Raw genomic sequence first — 16,021 nt, 5'->3', positions numbered from 1 at the left:
AATACCCTTTTTTGCTATAGCACTAAATCCAAAACAATATGAGCACCACCTCCACCACATATAAGTCAGGCCGGAGTCGGCGATGGCGTCTTTCATGGCCAGGTAGGCGTAAGCCGCCGCGTGGCCGACGAAGCGATAGATCTTGCGATCGATCAGCTCTTCAAGGTTGAGGTCGATGGAGCCGGAAACCTGGCTACGCAGACCCATTTCGGCATATTCCGGGTTGAAGCGGATGCCAGGGCGGCTTGCACGCAGGTTAGCGGAGACGGTCTCTTTGTCATTGCCCAGGCACGAAACAATGCCCAGACCAGTGATAACGACGCGGCGCATGCGGATAACCCTTAGAAGTTGTCAGTGGAGGTGAACACGCCGACCCGGAGGCCTTCGGCGGTATAGATTTCGCGGCCGTCGACGCTGACCGAACCATCGGCGATGGCCATGTTCAGCTTGCCCTTCAGGACGCGCTTGATATGAATGTTATAGGTAACTTTCTGGGCGGTAGGCAGGACCTGACCAAAGAACTTCACTTCGCCCGAACCCAGGGCGCGACCGCGACCCGGCAGGCCTTGCCAGCCCAGGAAGAAGCCGACCAGTTGCCACATGGCATCGAGGCCCAGGCAGCCCGGCATCACCGGATCGCCCTCGAAGTGGCAGGCGAAGAACCACAGGTCTGGGGTGATATCCAGCTCGGCGACCAATTCACCTTTGCCGTACTTGCCACCCTCTTGGCTGATATGAGTGATGCGATCCACCATCAGCATGTTCGGGGAGGGCTGTTGCGCGTTACCTGGGCCGAACAGCTCACCGCGACTGCAGCGCAGCAGATCTTCCCGAGTAAAGGCGTTTTGTTTGGTCATGCGAGCTCCTCAATAGTCCCATGCGGCAGGGTGGGGCAAATCTTCCCGGCCGATCGAAGCGTTCATGCCTCGAGCCGGCAGCCTACTCATAGACTATTGCGTTGTGGTGAAAGTCACAGCACCAAGGACATGAATGTACACTTGTGCACTGAAATTTTTATTCAAGCCCCTTTTGAGGCTTGTTCGGGTGCCTAAGACTGCCGCACTTTCGCCCTTCACGCCAGTCGCAGATGGTCGATAAATGGCCGCTACTGCACCCAGCGCTGGAGAATTTGCTGCAGATCGGTGCGCTTGAATGGCTTGGCCAGGTAGTCGTTCATGCCCGCCGCCAGGCACGCTTCGCGGTCGCCCTGCAAGGCGTTGGCGGTCAGGGCGATGATCGGCAGATCGGAGCATCCGGGCAGTTGGCGGATCTGTCGGGTGGCCTCGTAACCGTCGATCAGCGGCAGCCGGCAATCCATCAGGATCGCCTCGAAGATCAGGCTTTCGGCGCTGCGCACGGCCTGAGCGCCGTCAGTGGCGATGCTGACCGAGAAGCCCAGGCTGCGCAGCATGGCCTGGATCACGGTCTGGTTGACCGGGTTGTCCTCCACCAGCAGTACATTGCGACCGTCGCCGTGGGTGTGCCCGGTGCTGACCCGTGGCGCCAGCACCGGCAGGCTCTGCTGATAGAGCGCCAGCGGGATCTCCAGGGTGAACACCGAGCCACGGCCTTCCTCGCTCTGGGCGCGCAGGGTGCCGCCCATGCGTTCGGCCAGGGTGCGGGCGATCGGCAGCCCCAGGCCTGTGCCGCCATAACGCCGGGAAATCGAACTGTCGGCCTGCTGGAAGGCGTTGAACATCAGTTCCAGGCTTTCGGGGCTGATGCCGATCCCGCTGTCGCGCACGGTGCAGGTGAACCACAGCAGTTCGTGATCCAGGGCTTGCCACTGCGCCTCGACGGTGATGCTGCCGTGATCGGTGAACTTCAGGGCATTGCCGATCAGGTTCACCAGGATCTGCCGGATGCGCGTCGGGTCGCCTTTGACTTGCAGCGACTCCATGCCGGGCGCCAGCCGCAGCTGCAGGTCCAGCCCGCGCTGCACGGCGCTGTGCTGGAAGGCCTGGGCCGAACTGCCGATCAGGTCGGTAAGGTTGAACGGGATATGTTCCAGCTCCAGGGCCGAACGTTCGATCCGCGAGAAGTCGAGAATGTCGTTGATCACCTTGAGCAGGTGCTCGGTGGACTCGGAGGCCAGCGCCGCGTACTCGCTCTGCTCATCGGTCATGTCGGTGGTTTCGAGCAGTTGCAGCATGCCCAGCACGCCGTTCATGGGGGTGCGCAGCTCATGGCTCATCATCGCCAGAAAGTCCGACTTGGCATTGTTGGCCCGTTCCGCTTCTTCGCGGGTCTGGATCAACTGGGCCATGGCCTGGTGCTGCTCGCGGCTGGCCTGTTCGAGGCCGGCGGCCAGGTTGTTGATATGCCGCGACAGGTCGCCCAGCTCGGCGTCGTCGACGATCGGCAGCGGGGTCTTGAAGTCACCCTGTTGAATGGCCTTGACTGCGTTGCCCATGGCGCTGATCGGTTGCGACAGGCTGGCCGCCAGGCGTCGGGCCAGGAGGAAGGTGAACAGCAGGGCGAACAGCGCCAGGATGCCGGCCTTGAACAGAATCTCCTGTTGGCGCTGGCTGAAGGCGTCGTTGGACATGCCGACGATCACCCGCCCCAGGTAATCCGCGTTGGGGGTAGCCCTGGCGCCCGGGTCGTCCTGGAAGAAATCGTTGCTGAGCTGGATGCGTTGCAGGCGCACCGGGGCCTGGAACACTTCCACCTGCTGCGAGCGGTTGTGGGTTTCCGAAGGCTGCTCGACGTACACCAGAATGTGGTTGCGGCTGTCCTGGACTTCGAGAAAGCGCACATGGGGCGTGGACAGGGTGGCCTTGAGCAGGCTTTCCAGGCCTTCGCTGTTGCCGGAAATCACCCCGTACTCGGTAGCCGGCGCCAGCTGGTTGGCGATCAACTGGCCGGTGTGGTTCAGCTCCTGGCGCAGGTCCTGGATCCGCACGAAGGTAAAGAAGCTGATCAGCAGCAGGGTCAGCAACAGGGCCGGGCCGAGACAGATGATCTGGGTGCGAGTACTGATGTCCCAACGGCGTCGGAAGGTCATGGGCGTTTTTCTCCTTCGGCCAGCTGGGTCGCCACCCTTTGTTCGTCAATCGGTTCGACACCCAGGGAGCGTGCCACTTGCGGGTTGCTCAGCACCTTGAACGGTTGCGGATACAGGGTCCGCGGCCAGTGGGCCGGCGGCCGATCGAGCAAGTCGTCGAGCACGTGCAGCCAGTCTTCCTGGTCGCTATAGGTGCTGGCCAGGCTGCCGGCCTTGACGAAGCCGGCATTCGGGCCGATCAGCGCCAGTTGCCGGGCATAGCTGCTCAGCAGCAGATTCTTCGCGGTTTTCGGGTTGTACAGCCGTGGGTCGTCCAGCCCCAGCAGGACGTCGCTGTTTTTTAGCAGGTTTTGCAGCGGACGGCTGTCGTTGGTGTCGTCCCAGCGCTCGGCGATTATTTCCAGCCCCAGGGGCTCGGCGGCCTGGTGCAGTTCCTTGAGCAGGAACTCGCTGTCGGCGCCATAGAGCACGCCGATCCGACGGGCCTGGGGCAGGATCTTGCGGATCAATTGCAATTGTCGATCCGGCGGCGGATCGCTCCACAGCAGGCTGAGCCGGGGCGGGACTGCTGCCCCCAGGCGCTGTTGCGCCTGGATGCGGCCGATGCGCAGCACCAGGGTGGCCGGGCCCTGGGCGTCCTGCTGGCGCCACTCCAGGCTGGCGGCGTCGAGCAGGATCAAGCGGGTGCCCACGGCCAATTGACCGGGGGCGGGTAGCGTGGCCAGGGCTTCGAAGCGCACCTCGTCCTGTGGTCGCTGGCGCGCCAGGGCCTGGGCAAAGGCCTGCACCCCGGGGCTGTCTTCGGCGCCAGTCAGCAATACCTGCGCCGCCCAGCTGGGGAAGGCTCCCCAGAGGCAACAGAACAGCAGCAGGCGAACCCAGGAGCGGCGCATGCTAGAACGTCAACTCCGCACTGACGTAGAGGACGTGGCGCGAGTCGTAATTATTGTCGACAAAGGTAGTGGGCTCATCGTCGAGTCGCTGCTGGAGGACACCCGCCAGCTCCAGGCTGCCCTTGCCCAGGGGAGTGCGCTTGGCGATACGGGTATCGACGCGCTCGAAGCGGTAACCGTTGAGCAGGCTGTCACCATAATAGAAGAGCGCGCTGGACCAGCCCCGGCCCCAGTCGCGCAACCAGCCGGCCGAGCCGCTGTGGCGCGCGGTCAGTTGCTGATCCAGCGGGTTGCTGGCCTCGGCGTCCACGTAGGCGTAGGTCAGGCGCAGCCGGTCCGCCGGGTTCAGGCGCCAGTCCAGCTGGGTTTCGCTGCCGGCGAAACGGGAGGTGTTGCTGTTGCTGGCGATGTACTGGTTGTTGCGCAGCGGCTCGCTGATCATTCCGTTGATTTCGTCGTAGAACAGCTTCACGTCGAGGCTCAGGCCGATGTCGGCGAAGAAGCCGTTGTAGCCCAGTTCCCGGGAGCGCATGCGTTCCTGCTCGAGGTTGCCGGGGCCGCGGGTCTTGACGAAATACTGGGCGCTGGATTGCCCGTAGGCGGTCGGGTTCAGATTGGTGACCCGGTAGCTCCAGTTGACGTTGTTCTCGAACATGTCCGGCGAGCGGATCGCTTCCGAATACACGGCCCGCAGGCCGTGGCGCGGGTTGATCAGGTAGTTGACCGCCAGGCGCGGGGTCAGCGAGCTGCCGCTCAGCTGCGAATCCTCGAACATGGCGCCGCCCTGCAGCAGCCAGTGCTCGCTGGCGCGCCACTCCAGCTGGCCGAAGGCCCGCCAGGTGTTGTCGTCGAGGGTGCCGTTGAAATAGGTCTGCGAGTCGGCGCGGTCGTAGCGGTAGTTCAGGCCGCTGACCAGGCGCACGCTGTCGGACAGGCTCAGGGTGTCCTGCAATTCGAGGTCGTAGCGCGATTCGCGGGCGCTCTGGTCGATGTCGCCGCAGACCGTGCGCTTGGCGCCGCCTTTCCATTGCGCCAGCACCTGGTTCGCCAGCGCCTGTTCGGTGGCCGTGCCGGGAGGGGCGCCAGAGCCGGTGAAGCTTTCCATGTGCCGGGCCAGCAGTTCGGTGTAGTTCGGGTTGAGCTGCCAGAGGCGGGTCAGTTCCGGGCTGAACGACACCTCGGCGTCGCAGGCGCGCCAGTTCTGCTGGCGGTCCCAATGCTGGGCCGAGCCCTGTATATAAAGGCTGTGGCCCGGGTCGATATCGAGGTTCCAGCGCAGCGAGCCGGCATAGTCCTTGGCAATCACGTCGGAGTTGTAGCCGGCCGAGGTAATCCCGGAGAACACGGGCCGGTAGGTATAAGGACGCTGGTTGCTGCCTTCCTTGGCGCTGAGCTGCCAGTCGATGCTCTGCCGCTCATCGAGCATCTGGCTCACCGACAGGCTGAAGCGGTTCAAGCGCCGGCTGTCGCGGTAGTCGGCGCCATTGCGGTCGCTGTCGAAGCCATCGTCCTCCTGCCCGGACAGCGAGAGGCGCAGGTCGCCGGTGTCCCAGCCGGTGCCCTGGCTGGCGTACCAGTCGCTGATACCGCGCTGGCCGCGGGTGACCTTGAGCCGTGTGCCGTGGCTGTTGGCGGGCGCGCGGGTGATGATGTTGACCACCGCCATCAGCGCGTTGGCGCCATAGCTGACGGTGTTGGGGCCGCGGAACACCTCGATGCGCTCGATGTCCTCCATGGCCACCGGAATGTCGCTCCAGTCCACGGTGGCCAGGCCCGCCCGGTACACCGAGCGCCCGTCGATCAGCACCTGCATGCGCCGCGCTTCGCTGGCATTGGTGCCGTGATAGTTCACCGCCGCCTGGTTGCCGCTGATATTGCCGACCATCATCCCCGGCACCAGGCGCAGCAGCTCGCTGATGTCCCGGGCGCCGCTGGCGTTGATCAGTTCGCTGTCGAGCACGGTCATGCTGCCGGGCACCGCCGCGGGAGACTGTTTCAGACGGGTGGCGGTGAGGATTTCCGGCAGCGGCTGGCTGTCCAGGAACAGGTCGTCGGCCAACACCGGGGTGCTGCAAAGCAGCGCCAGCAACAGCGATGAACGGGGGAGGGGAGGGCCAGGGTACACGGCACAGCCTTGATAACGGTGGATAGCCGCGCATGTTAACCGAGATGCTCGGGTTTTCCAGTCGATAACCCCGACAATCCATGTCAGGGCCGGCGTTTTCCCGGCATTTGTGCCTAATTGTTCACGGGGCTGGCCGCCGCAGGGCCGCCCCGTATAATGCCGCCATCGCCACTGTATGGATTGACGGATTGCATATGACTGAACAGCGCCCTATTGCGGTCCTGGGAGGCGGGAGTTTTGGTACCGCCGTGGCCAATCTGCTGGCCGAGAACGGTCATCGGGTGCGGCAGTGGATGCGCGACCCGGAGCAGGCGGAGGCCATTCGCACCCAGCGCGAGAATCCGCGTTACCTCAAAGGCATCAAGATTCATCCGGCGGTGGAGCCGGTGACCGATCTGCTGGCCACCCTGAACGACAGTGACCTGTGTTTCGTCGCCTTGCCCTCCAGCGCCTTGCGCGCGGTGCTGGCGCCCCATGCGCAGCTGCTCGCCGGCAAGCTGCTGGTCAGCCTGACCAAGGGCATCGAGGCGCAGACCTTCAAGCTGATGAGCGAAATCCTCGAAGACATCGCCCCGCAAGCGCGGATCGGCGTGCTGTCCGGGCCGAACCTGGCCCGCGAAGTGGCCGAGCACGCCCTGACCGCTACCGTGATCGCCAGCGAAGACGAAGAACTCTGCCAGCGGGTCCAGGCGGCCCTGCATGGCCGTACCTTCCGCGTCTATGCCAGTGCCGACCGCTTTGGCGTCGAGCTGGGCGGGGCGTTGAAGAACGTCTACGCGATCATCGCCGGCATGGCGGTGGCGCTGGGCATGGGGGAAAATACCAAAAGCATGCTGATTACCCGGGCCCTGGCGGAAATGACCCGTTTCGCTGTCAGCCAGGGCGCCAACCCCATGACCTTTCTTGGCCTGGCGGGAGTGGGCGACCTGATTGTCACCTGCTCGTCGCCCAAGAGCCGCAACTATCAGGTCGGTTTCGCCCTGGGGCAGGGCCTGAGCCTGGCGGAGGCGGTGGATCGCCTCGGCGAAGTGGCCGAGGGCGTGAACACCCTCAAGGTGCTCAAGGTCAAGGCACAGGAAGTGGGCGTATATATGCCGCTGGTGGCCGGGTTGCATGCCATTCTGTTTGAGGGGCGCACGCTGAACCAGGTCATCGAGCTGCTGATGCGCGGCGAGCCGAAAACCGACGTCGACTTTATCTCCACCAGTGGTTTCAACTGAGCAGGACAGGAGCGAGACATGAACGATACGAATTCCGAAGCCAAGTACGAATCCATCCTGCTGCGGGTGTTGTGGATGCTGGTGTTCGTGCTGGTCTGGCAAGTGGCGCAATTCATCCTCGGCGCGCTGGTGCTGGTGCAACTGATCTACCGGCTGATCTACGGCTCGCCGAGTGCCAGCCTGATGAACTTCGGCGACAGCCTGAGCCAGTTCCTGGCGCAGATCGGGCGTTTCGGCAGTTTCCACACCGACCAGAAACCTTGGCCGTTCGCCGACTGGCCGGCCCCGCGGGCCCCTGAAGGCGAAGCGCCGCACGTGGTGCCACCGGCGCCCCATCCGGTGCGCGACGAGGAGCCCAAGCTGTGAAGCTCTGGGTGCTGCGCCACGGTGAAGCCGAACCCCATGCGCGCAGCGATGCCGAGCGCAACCTGACCGACCATGGCCGCGAGGAGGCGCTGCGCAGCGCCGCGCACCTGATCGGCCAGCCGCTCAGTGCGATCATCGCCAGCCCTTATGCGCGGGCGCAGCAGACGGCGAAGCTGGTGCGCGAGGCCCTGGGGTTCGAAGGGGAAGTCCGGACCGTGGCCTGGCTGACCCCGGACAGCAATCCGCTGGCGGTGGTCGCCCAGCTCGACGACTCGACGGACAACGTGCTGCTGGTCAGCCATCAGCCGCTGGTGGGCAACCTGATCGGCTTTCTGCAGCACGGTCATCTGCGCACCCCCCAGCCGATGCATACGGCAGGCCTGGCGGAGCTCGAAGGCGACTGGCCGCTGGCCGGCCTGATGACCCTCAACGGCATCCGGAACCCCTGAGCCCTGTAGGAGCAGCCGGTCGACGCTCGATTGCTCGCGATGAACGATGACGCGGTGCGCCAGACGTTCCGCGGCGTGGCCATCGCGGGCAAGTCGGACCGCAGCCCGCTCGCTCCTACGGGGTCGTCTTTCGCTACATTTCTTAACTTGCGGCGTGCCTTTGTGCGTGGAATAGTCGCCCGAGCAAGTGCTTGGTTGGCTAGTTTCACGATCAGAACAAAAACAAAGGAGCGCGTCGTATGTCTGCCGCTTTTCGTTTGCCGCTGGAAGTGTTCTACGAGCGCGAAGCTCGTCATCCCCGCCAACGTTTCCTGGTCCAGCCCCTGGGCGGTGGCCAGGTCGAAGAGCTGACCTGGGCCGATGTCGGCCACCAGGCCCGCTGCGCCGCCCACTGGCTGCGTGCCCGCGAGCTGCCGCCGGGCAGCCATGTCGCGATCATTTCCAAGAACTGCGCCCACTGGATCATCGCCGACCTGGCGATCTGGATGGCCGGTCACGTCTCGGTGCCGCTGTATCCCAACCTGAGCGCCGATTCGGTGGCCCAGGTGCTGGAGCATTCCGAGTCGGTCCTGGCGTTCATCGGCAAGCTCGACGACTGGCCGTCGATGGCGCCCGGGGTGAAGCCCGGGCTGCCCACCATCAGCCTGCCGCTCTGCCCCGAAGGGCGCTTCGATTTCACCTGGGACGAGCTGCAGCAGTGCTCGCCGATCCAGGACGACCCGAACCCCGCCGCCGAGCAACTGGCGACCATCATTTACACCTCGGGCACCACCGGCCTGCCCAAGGGCGTGATGCACAGCTTCGGCACCCTGGGCTTCGCGGCGACGCAAGGCACCCACCTGTTCGGCCTGGGGCCGCAGGACCGGCTGCTGTCCTACCTGCCGCTGTGCCATGTGGCCGAGCGCATGTTCGTCGAGCTGGCGGCGATCTATACCGGGCAGACGGTGTTCTTCGCCGAGAGCCTGGACACCTTTCTCGCCGACCTGCGGCGGGCGCGGCCCACGGCGCTATTCGGCGTGCCGCGGATCTGGACCAAGTTCCAGATGGGCGTGTACGGCAAGGTCCCGGCCAAGCGCCTGGATTTCCTCCTGGGCCTGCCCATCATCGGCAAGCGGGTCGGGCACAAGGTCCTGGCCGGGCTCGGGCTGGATGCCCTGCGGGTCGCCTTGTCCGGCGCCGCGCCAGTGCCGCAGGCCTTGTTGAACTGGTACCGGCGCCTGGGCCTCGACGTGCTGGAGGTGTACGGCATGACCGAAAGCTGCGGTTATTCCCATATCGGCCGCAGCGGCCAGCACATGCCCGGCTGGATCGGCCGGCCCTGCCCGGACGTCGAGGTACGGATCGACGAGGCCGGCGAGGTCCAGGTGCGTAGCGGGGCAACCATGCTCGGCTACTTCAAGGACCCGGAGAAAACCGCGGAAACCGTCACCCCGGACGGTTTCCTGCGTACCGGCGACAAGGGCGAGCAGGACGCCGACGGCAATCTGCGCCTGACCGGGCGGCTCAAGGAAATCTTCAAGACCAGCAAGGGCAAGTACGTGGCCCCGGCGCCGATCGAGAACCGGCTGGCGGTGCATTCGCGGATCGAGCAGGTGTGCGTGGTCGGCGACGGCCTGAGTGCGCCGCTGGGCCTATGCGTATTGTCCGCGGCCGGATTGCAGGACGCCGCCGGTGGCGCCCGCGGTGGCCTGCACGCCAGCCTGGAAAGCCTGCTCGACGAGGTCAACGGTGCGCTCGACAAGCATGAGCGCTTGCACCGCCTGGTGGTGGTGAAAGACAGTTGGGCAGTGGAAAACGGCTTTCTGACCCCGACCCTGAAGATCAAGCGCAATGTCATCGAAGCCACTTACGGCGAGTGCTTCAAAGAGTGGAGCGAGCGCTCCGAAGCGGTGCTGTGGCAGGATTGAGCGCGGATAACCCCCCAGAAGGATGCAGTGATGAGCCTATGGCGTACCACCCCGAACCTCGAGCAACTGAACGCGATCCAGAAAAACACCATCGGTGAGGTGCTGGACATCCGTTTCGAATCTTTCGACGACGAGTCGCTGACCGCCAGCATGGTGGTCGACCATCGTACCCATCAGCCCTATGGCCTGCTGCATGGCGGTGCCTCGGTGGTGCTGGCGGAGTCGGTCGGCTCCATGGCCAGTTACCTGTGCATCGACGCCAGCCAGTTCTATTGCGTGGGGCTGGAGATCAACGCCAACCACCTGCGCGGCCTGCGTTCCGGGCGGGTGACGGCGGTGGCCAGGGCGATCCATATCGGACGTACCACCCATGTCTGGGACATTCGCCTCTGCAGCGACGAAGGCAAGGCCAGTTGTGTCTCGCGCCTGACCATGGCGGTGGTGCCTCTGGGGCAGATGCCGCCCGCCCGCTGAAGCCATCCCCATAGGCTGACATGGAGTGTCATCATTCTTGTCCGTTACTGTCATTGCCGTTGGCTGGTGGCATGCGGACAATCAGCCATCGTTTCGTTCATGAGTTTGCCGGTATGTCGCAACAGGTGTTTTTCGCTCACGCCAACGGATTTCCCTCGGGAACCTACGGCAAGTTGTTTGCCGCCCTGGCGCCCGAGTATCAGGTGGCGCATTTGCAGCAGCATGCCCACGATCCGCGCTTTCCGGCGGACGACAACTGGCTGAATCTGGTGGACGAGCTGATCCACCATCTGCAACAGCAGGCCGAGCCGGTGTGGGGCGTCGGCCATTCCTTCGGCGGGGTCCTGCACCTGCATGCGGCGCTACGTTGCCCCGAGCTGTATCGCGGCGTGGTGATGCTCGATTCGCCGGTACTGACCCGCGCCGATCAATGGGTGATCCGCGCCGCCAAGCGCTTCGGCTTCATCGACCGCCTGACCCCCGCCGGCCGGACCCTGGGTCGCCGCGAGGAGTTCAGCGACCTGGACGCGGCGCGCAAGTACTTTGCCGGCAAGACCCTGTTCCGTGGTTTCGACCCCGAGTGTTTCGACGCCTACCTGCAACACGGCCTGCATCAGGTCGACGGCCGTCTGCGGCTGCGCTTCGACCCGGCCACCGAGATCAGCATCTATCGTGGCGTACCCCACACCAGCCCGGGCCGCCCACGGCAGTTGAAGGTGCCGCTGGCGGTGGTGCGCGGGCGCCAGAGCCGGGTGGTGATGAAGCACCACGCCAGCAGTGTCGGGCGCCTGCCCCATGGCGAGTCCCTGAGCATGCCGGGCGGCCACATGTTCCCGCTGGAGCGACCGCAGGACACCGCGGCCCTGTTGAAAAACCTCTTCAGCCGCTGGGAAGCCCGCAGCGAACGGAGCTGCGCGTGAGCACCGCGGTGGAGGAAGTCCGTCTGAGCCTGCCGCATATCGAACTGGCGGCGCATCTGTTCGGCCCGGAGGACGGCTTGCCGGTCATCGCCCTGCATGGCTGGCTGGACAACGCCAACAGCTTCGCGCGGCTGGCGCCCAGGCTGCACGGTTTGCGCATCGTGGCCCTGGACATGGCCGGGCACGGTCATTCCGGGCACCGGCCGTTGGGCGCGGGTTATGCCCTCTGGGACTACGTGTATGACGTGCTGCAGGTCGCCGAGCAACTGGGCTGGAAGCGCTTCGGCCTGCTCGGGCATTCCCTGGGGGCGATCGTGTCGCTGGTGCTGGCCGGCTCTTTGCCCGAGCGGGTGAGCCACCTGGCCTTGATCGACGGGGTGATCCCGCCGACCGCCGCGGGGGAGAATGCCGCCGAGCGCATGGGCATGGCCCTGCAGGCCCAGTTGGACCTGCGGGACAAGCGCAAGCCGGTCTACGGCACCCTCGACCGCGCCATCGAAGCGCGGATGAAGGGCCTGGTGGCAGTCAGCCGCGAAGCCGCCGAGCTGCTCGCGCAGCGCGGCCTGATGCCGGTGCCGGGGGGCTACACCTGGCGCAGCGACAGCCGTCTGACCCTGGCTTCGCCATTGCGCCTGACCGAGGCGCAGGCCATGACCTTCGTGCAGCGCCTGGCCTGTCCGGCCCATCTGGTGGTGGCGGCCGACGGCATGCTGGCCAAACACCCGGAATTGCTGGAGCGGCTACCCTTCAGTCGGGAACAGCTGCCCGGTGGCCATCACCTGCACCTGAACGACGAGGCCGGCGCCACCCTTGTTGCAGACTGTTTCAATAGGTTTTTCGCCGTTTCTTGACTTGCAGCGGGCAACTGTCGAGGCTGGGCGGGTTGAAATGGGAGACAACCATGATAGATCTCTACACCGCAGCGACCCCGAATGGCCACAAGGTCTCTATCGTGCTCGAGGAACTCGGCCTGCCTTATACGGTGCATGCCCTGAGTTTCGACAAGAAGGAACAAAAGGCTCCAGGCTTTCTCAAGATCAACCCCAACGGCCGGATACCGGCCATCGTCGACCGCGCCAACGGCGATTTCGCCGTGTTCGAGTCCGGCGCGATTCTCATCTATCTGGCTGAATTGACCGGACAACTGCTGCCCAGCGACCCCAAGGGGCGTTCGCGGGTGCTCCAGTGGCTGATGTTCCAGATGGGCGGCATCGGCCCGATGCAGGGCCAGGCCAACGTGTTCTTCCGCTATTTCCCGGAAAAGCTCCAGGGCGCCATCGACCGTTACCAGCATGAAACCCGGCGCCTGTACGAGGTGCTCGACACGCGGTTGCAGGAGGCCGAATTCCTCGCCGGCGACTACAGCATTGCCGATATCGCCACCTTCCCGTGGGTGCGCGGCCATGAGTGGTCCGGGGTATCGGTGGACGGCCTGATTGCCCTGCAACGCTGGATGGCGACCCTCGAGGCGCGTCCGGCGGTGCAGCGCGGGCTGCTGGTTCCGCAGCGTATGGATGACGCCAACGTCATCAAGGGCGCCCAGGCCATGCTGATCCGATGAGAGCCCCCATGCGTTCAATCAGTGTCCTGCTGCTGGCCGGTGCCAGCCCCTTGCTGTTCGCCGCCGACGTCCCCGGCAGCCATGACTTGCCCATCGTGCCGCGCATGACCGACGCACAGATCGTCGACTACCGTCCGCCGGCCGAGATGGAGCGGATCTACCCCATGGGCTCGATCCGCAAGATCAGCGGTCAGCTGCGTTTCGATGGTCAGGTCGGCGCTCGCGGCACCGCGACCTCGGTGACCTACGAACTGCCACCGGAGCATTCCTCGACCGAAGCCTTTACCGCCGCCCGCGAAGCCTTGCAGGGGCAGGGCGCCGAGCTGTTGTTCTGGTGCCAGGCCCGGGATTGCGGGGAAAGCAGCCTGTGGGCCAACGAAGTGTTCGGCAACGCCAAGCTGTATGGCGCCGATGCCCAGCAGGCGTATCTGTTGCTGCGCCTGGCCGCACCCAACGACCATTCGCTGGTGGCCCTGTACAGCATCACCCGGGGCAATCGCCGGGCGTACCTGCATGTCGAGCAATTCAACGCCAGTAGCCCCCTGGGGGAGTTGTTGCCGACTTCGGCCACCCTGTTGCGCCAGCTCAAGGACACCGGCGAGCTGGACCTGCCCAAGCTCGCTGGCGACCCTCAGCCGACCTGGCTGACCTTGCTCTCGCGCGGGCTGAACCTGGATACCACGTTGCGGGTCAGCGTCTCCGGGGCGAATGCCGAAGCCTGGCGCCAGGCCCTGATCGGCCAGGGCGTGCGTGCGGCGCGCATGGAAACCGGCGGCGGCCAGGCCCCGGGCCTGCGCCTGGAATTGCTGCGCTGAGCGGCTGTATTGAGGTGTGGGCGAACGCGGGAGCCGCCGTTCGCCTACGCTTGGTGAGTTGACCTTTTTCGAGATGCCACATGCCCAATAATGATCGTCTGCTGGTGCAGATCCTGCTTCTGGTGCTGTTCGGCGCCAGCTTCTGGGTCATGGCGCCGTTCTGGTCCGCGTTGTTCTGGGGGGCGGTGCTGGCGTTTGCCAGTTGGCCGCTGATGCGCCTGCTGACCCGCTGGCTCAACGGGCGTGAGTCCCTGGCCGCGGCGCTGCTGACCCTGGGCTGGATGCTGCTGGTGGCGGCGCCGCTGGTCTGGCTCGGCTTCAACCTGGCCGACCATGTGCGCGACGCCACGGCCTTTATCAAGGACGTCCAGGTCGATGGCCTGCCCGAAGCGCCAGCCTGGCTGGGTACGCTGCCCTTTGTCGGTGGGCGGCTGGTGGGGCTGTGGAACAGCATCGACCAGCAGGGGGCGGCCTTGATCGTGGCGGCCAAGCCCTACCTAGGGCAGGTCGGCAACTGGCTGCTGGCCCGCAGTGCGCAGATCGGCGGCGGGATTCTCGAGCTGACCCTGAGCATCGTCTTCGTGTTTTTCTTCTATCGCGACGGCCCGCGCCTGGCAGCGTTCGTCCACGGATTGCTGGAGCGCCTGATCGGCGATCGCGCCGGCTACTACATCGAGCTGGTGGCCGGCACGGTGCAGCGGGTGGTCAACGGTGTGATCGGCACCGCGGCGGCGCAGGCGGTCCTGGCCCTGATCGGTTTCCTGATCGCTGGGGTGCCGGGCGCGCTGGTGCTGGGGATCGTCACCTTCCTGCTCAGCCTGATTCCCATGGGCCCGCCGCTGGTGTGGATTCCCGCCACCGCCTGGCTGGCCTGGAGGGGCGAATACGGGATGGCGGTGTTCCTCGGGATCTGGGGCACCTTCATCATCAGTGGCGTCGACAACGTGCTCAAACCCTACCTGATCAGCCGCGGCGGCAACCTGCCGCTGGTGATCGTCCTGCTCGGGGTCTTCGGCGGCCTGATCGCGTTCGGCTTTATCGGCCTGTTCATCGGCCCGACCCTGCTGGCCGTGGCCTACAGCCTGCTCACCGACTGGAGCGCCAGCCAGGCGCGGGTGGAAGAAAAACGCTGACCTGTAGCCCTGTAGCCGCTGCCGAGCCTGCGAGGCTGCGCTCGAGCGCGCAGCGCTCGCAAACCCAGGCAATGCATTCCTTCAGGCAAGAATGAGGGCCTACAAACCCCATGCAGGCGGTCAGCAGGTAAGGAAGGCGTCGTCTGATTTGCGACCGCTGCGCGGCCGATCGCAGCCTCGCTGCGCTCGGCAGCGGCTACGGAGGCTGCGGCTACGGTGGAGATCAGGCGGCGACGTTGACGCTGCTGCCGACGCTGCTCGTCACGTTATCCAGTTGATACTGCTTGCTCAGGTTGGCGATCATCTTGCTCAGGGCCTCGGTCACCCGGGCCTGATCGTTTTGCCTGCCGTGGTCCTGGCCACGCCCGGCCTGCAGGGCGGCCTTGAGTTCGTCGCTGCTGACGCCGCCACTGCTGTCACTGTCGAGCGCCTTGAGCAGGGCCGCGCTGGTGTCGGTGCTGGTGCTGCCGGTACTGGCCTGCAGGGCGCTGGTCAGCTCGTCCGAACTGATGCTGCCGTCGCCATCGGTGTCGAGCTGGCTGAACAGCTCCTCACTGGAAGCGCGCTGCGGTGGCGGTGGGGTGAGGCTGGCGACCAGCTCGTCCTGGCTGACGGTGCCGTCCTGGTTCTTGTCCAGGGCCGAGAAGATCTGCTTGCTGTCGGCGTTACTGCCGGCGCTGGTCAGGCCGCTGCTCAGCTCGTCGCTGCTGATGGCGCCGTCGCCATCGCTGTCCAGCGCGCTGATCAGGGCGTCGGCCAGTTCGGTGCTCGGCGGCTGGTCCCGGGGCGGTGGTGGAGGCGGGGCCATGGCAGCCATTTCTTCGCTGCTCAGGCTGCCGCTGGCGTCACTGTCCAGGTCGCCGAAATTCTTGCTCAGGCTGACCAGGATACCGTCGTTGTTTTTCTGCGAGAGGGCGCTGCTCAGTTCATCCTGATCGACCGAACCGTCGCTGTTGCTGTCGAGCCTGGCCAGCAGTTCCTTCTGGAATTGCCGGCCGCGGGCGCTTTGGGTGCTGGTGCTGGAGCTGATGTAATTCGAGTAGTGACTGACGCTGCCAATCATGGGGCTCACTCCCTGGGGGTGGACAAGGCCGGTGGGGGTACCGGCTCATGCAGCCTCGGGCGGCCAGGTGTCGTGGGTATGTGAAGTT

General features: G+C 65.1%; 16 protein-coding genes. 10 read left to right on the top strand and 6 right to left on the bottom strand.

The annotated features are described in order from the left end of the window. From ACQKQA_RS14885 to ACQKQA_RS14865, 5 genes are all read right to left on the bottom strand, one after another. Positions 1-330 (bottom strand): beta-ketoacyl synthase N-terminal-like domain-containing protein (locus ACQKQA_RS14885; RefSeq protein ID WP_427558686.1); only part of this gene is annotated, 330 nt, incomplete at its 3' end. 11 nt (positions 331-341) lie between these two features. Beyond that, a complete protein-coding gene (gene fabA, locus ACQKQA_RS14880; protein ID WP_427558683.1) occupies positions 342-857 on the bottom strand; it encodes a 3-hydroxyacyl-[acyl-carrier-protein] dehydratase FabA in 516 nt (171 codons plus the stop codon). Between the two features lie 248 nt (positions 858-1,105). Further along, positions 1,106-3,007 (bottom strand): ATP-binding protein, encoded by a 1,902-nt coding sequence (locus ACQKQA_RS14875; RefSeq protein WP_427558680.1) that lies wholly within the window; start codon positions 3,005-3,007, stop codon positions 1,106-1,108. Continuing rightward, positions 3,004-3,900 carry an ABC transporter substrate-binding protein gene (locus ACQKQA_RS14870; protein WP_427558677.1) on the bottom strand — a complete coding sequence of 299 codons (897 nt, stop codon included), beginning with the start codon at positions 3,898-3,900 and terminating at the stop codon, positions 3,004-3,006. Before ACQKQA_RS14870 ends, ACQKQA_RS14875 begins: the two co-directional genes overlap by 4 nt. A gap of 1 nt (position 3,901) precedes the next feature. Continuing rightward, on the bottom strand, positions 3,902-6,025 hold the full coding sequence (locus tag ACQKQA_RS14865) for a TonB-dependent receptor plug domain-containing protein (protein ID WP_427558674.1): 2,124 nt from the start codon (positions 6,023-6,025) through the stop codon (positions 3,902-3,904). A 194-nt stretch (positions 6,026-6,219) separates the two neighbouring features. On the opposite strand from ACQKQA_RS14865, the gene ACQKQA_RS14860 reads away from it, so the two are divergent. The 10 genes from ACQKQA_RS14860 (at position 6,220) to ACQKQA_RS14815 (ending at position 14,870) form a co-directional block, all read left to right on the top strand. Then, positions 6,220-7,245, top strand: a complete 1,026-nt coding sequence (locus tag ACQKQA_RS14860; protein WP_427558671.1) for an NAD(P)H-dependent glycerol-3-phosphate dehydrogenase — start codon at positions 6,220-6,222, stop codon at positions 7,243-7,245. Between the two features lie 18 nt (positions 7,246-7,263). Then, positions 7,264-7,611, top strand: coding sequence for a DUF4389 domain-containing protein (locus tag ACQKQA_RS14855; RefSeq protein ID WP_007931570.1), 348 nt, complete (start codon positions 7,264-7,266; stop codon positions 7,609-7,611). Continuing rightward, a complete protein-coding gene (gene sixA / locus ACQKQA_RS14850; RefSeq protein ID WP_427558667.1) occupies positions 7,608-8,060 on the top strand; it encodes a phosphohistidine phosphatase SixA in 453 nt (150 codons plus the stop codon). Before ACQKQA_RS14855 ends, sixA begins: the two co-directional genes overlap by 4 nt. A gap of 239 nt (positions 8,061-8,299) precedes the next feature. Next, positions 8,300-9,967 carry an AMP-binding protein gene (locus ACQKQA_RS14845; protein WP_427558664.1) on the top strand — a complete coding sequence of 556 codons (1,668 nt, stop codon included), beginning with the start codon at positions 8,300-8,302 and terminating at the stop codon, positions 9,965-9,967. Positions 9,968-9,997: 30 nt separating this feature from the next. Further along, complete coding sequence (locus ACQKQA_RS14840; protein ID WP_427558661.1) at positions 9,998-10,441, top strand: hotdog fold thioesterase; 444 nt, start codon at positions 9,998-10,000, stop codon at positions 10,439-10,441. A gap of 113 nt (positions 10,442-10,554) precedes the next feature. After that, entirely contained in the window at positions 10,555-11,361 is an 807-nt protein-coding gene (locus ACQKQA_RS14835; protein WP_427558658.1) for an alpha/beta fold hydrolase, read from the top strand. Continuing rightward, positions 11,358-12,212: an alpha/beta fold hydrolase gene (locus ACQKQA_RS14830; protein ID WP_427558655.1), complete on the top strand. Its 855-nt coding sequence runs from the start codon at positions 11,358-11,360 to the stop codon at positions 12,210-12,212. The genes ACQKQA_RS14835 and ACQKQA_RS14830 overlap by 4 nt, the downstream gene beginning before the upstream one ends. 50 nt (positions 12,213-12,262) lie before the next feature. Next, the gene (locus tag ACQKQA_RS14825; protein ID WP_427558653.1) at positions 12,263-12,922 is read left to right on the top strand and encodes a glutathione S-transferase family protein; all 660 of its coding nucleotides are present in this window, start codon (positions 12,263-12,265) and stop codon (positions 12,920-12,922) included. Positions 12,923-12,930: 8 nt separating this feature from the next. After that, a complete protein-coding gene (locus ACQKQA_RS14820; protein ID WP_427558650.1) occupies positions 12,931-13,737 on the top strand; it encodes a DUF4892 domain-containing protein in 807 nt (268 codons plus the stop codon). 80 nt (positions 13,738-13,817) lie between these two features. Next, entirely contained in the window at positions 13,818-14,870 is a 1,053-nt protein-coding gene (locus ACQKQA_RS14815; RefSeq protein WP_427558647.1) for an AI-2E family transporter, read from the top strand. A 223-nt stretch (positions 14,871-15,093) separates the two neighbouring features. On the opposite strand, the gene xopAW is transcribed toward ACQKQA_RS14815, so the two are convergent. Then, entirely contained in the window at positions 15,094-15,933 is an 840-nt protein-coding gene (gene xopAW, locus ACQKQA_RS14810; RefSeq protein WP_427558644.1) for a XopAW family type III secretion system calcium-binding effector, read from the bottom strand. Between the last annotated feature and the right edge of the window lie 88 nt (positions 15,934-16,021).

Origin of the sequence: Pseudomonas sp. NPDC089530, assembly GCF_050280705.1 — a bacterium.
GTDB lineage: Bacteria > Pseudomonadota > Gammaproteobacteria > Pseudomonadales > Pseudomonadaceae > Aquipseudomonas.
This window is presented reverse-complemented; position numbering and strand designations above follow the sequence as displayed.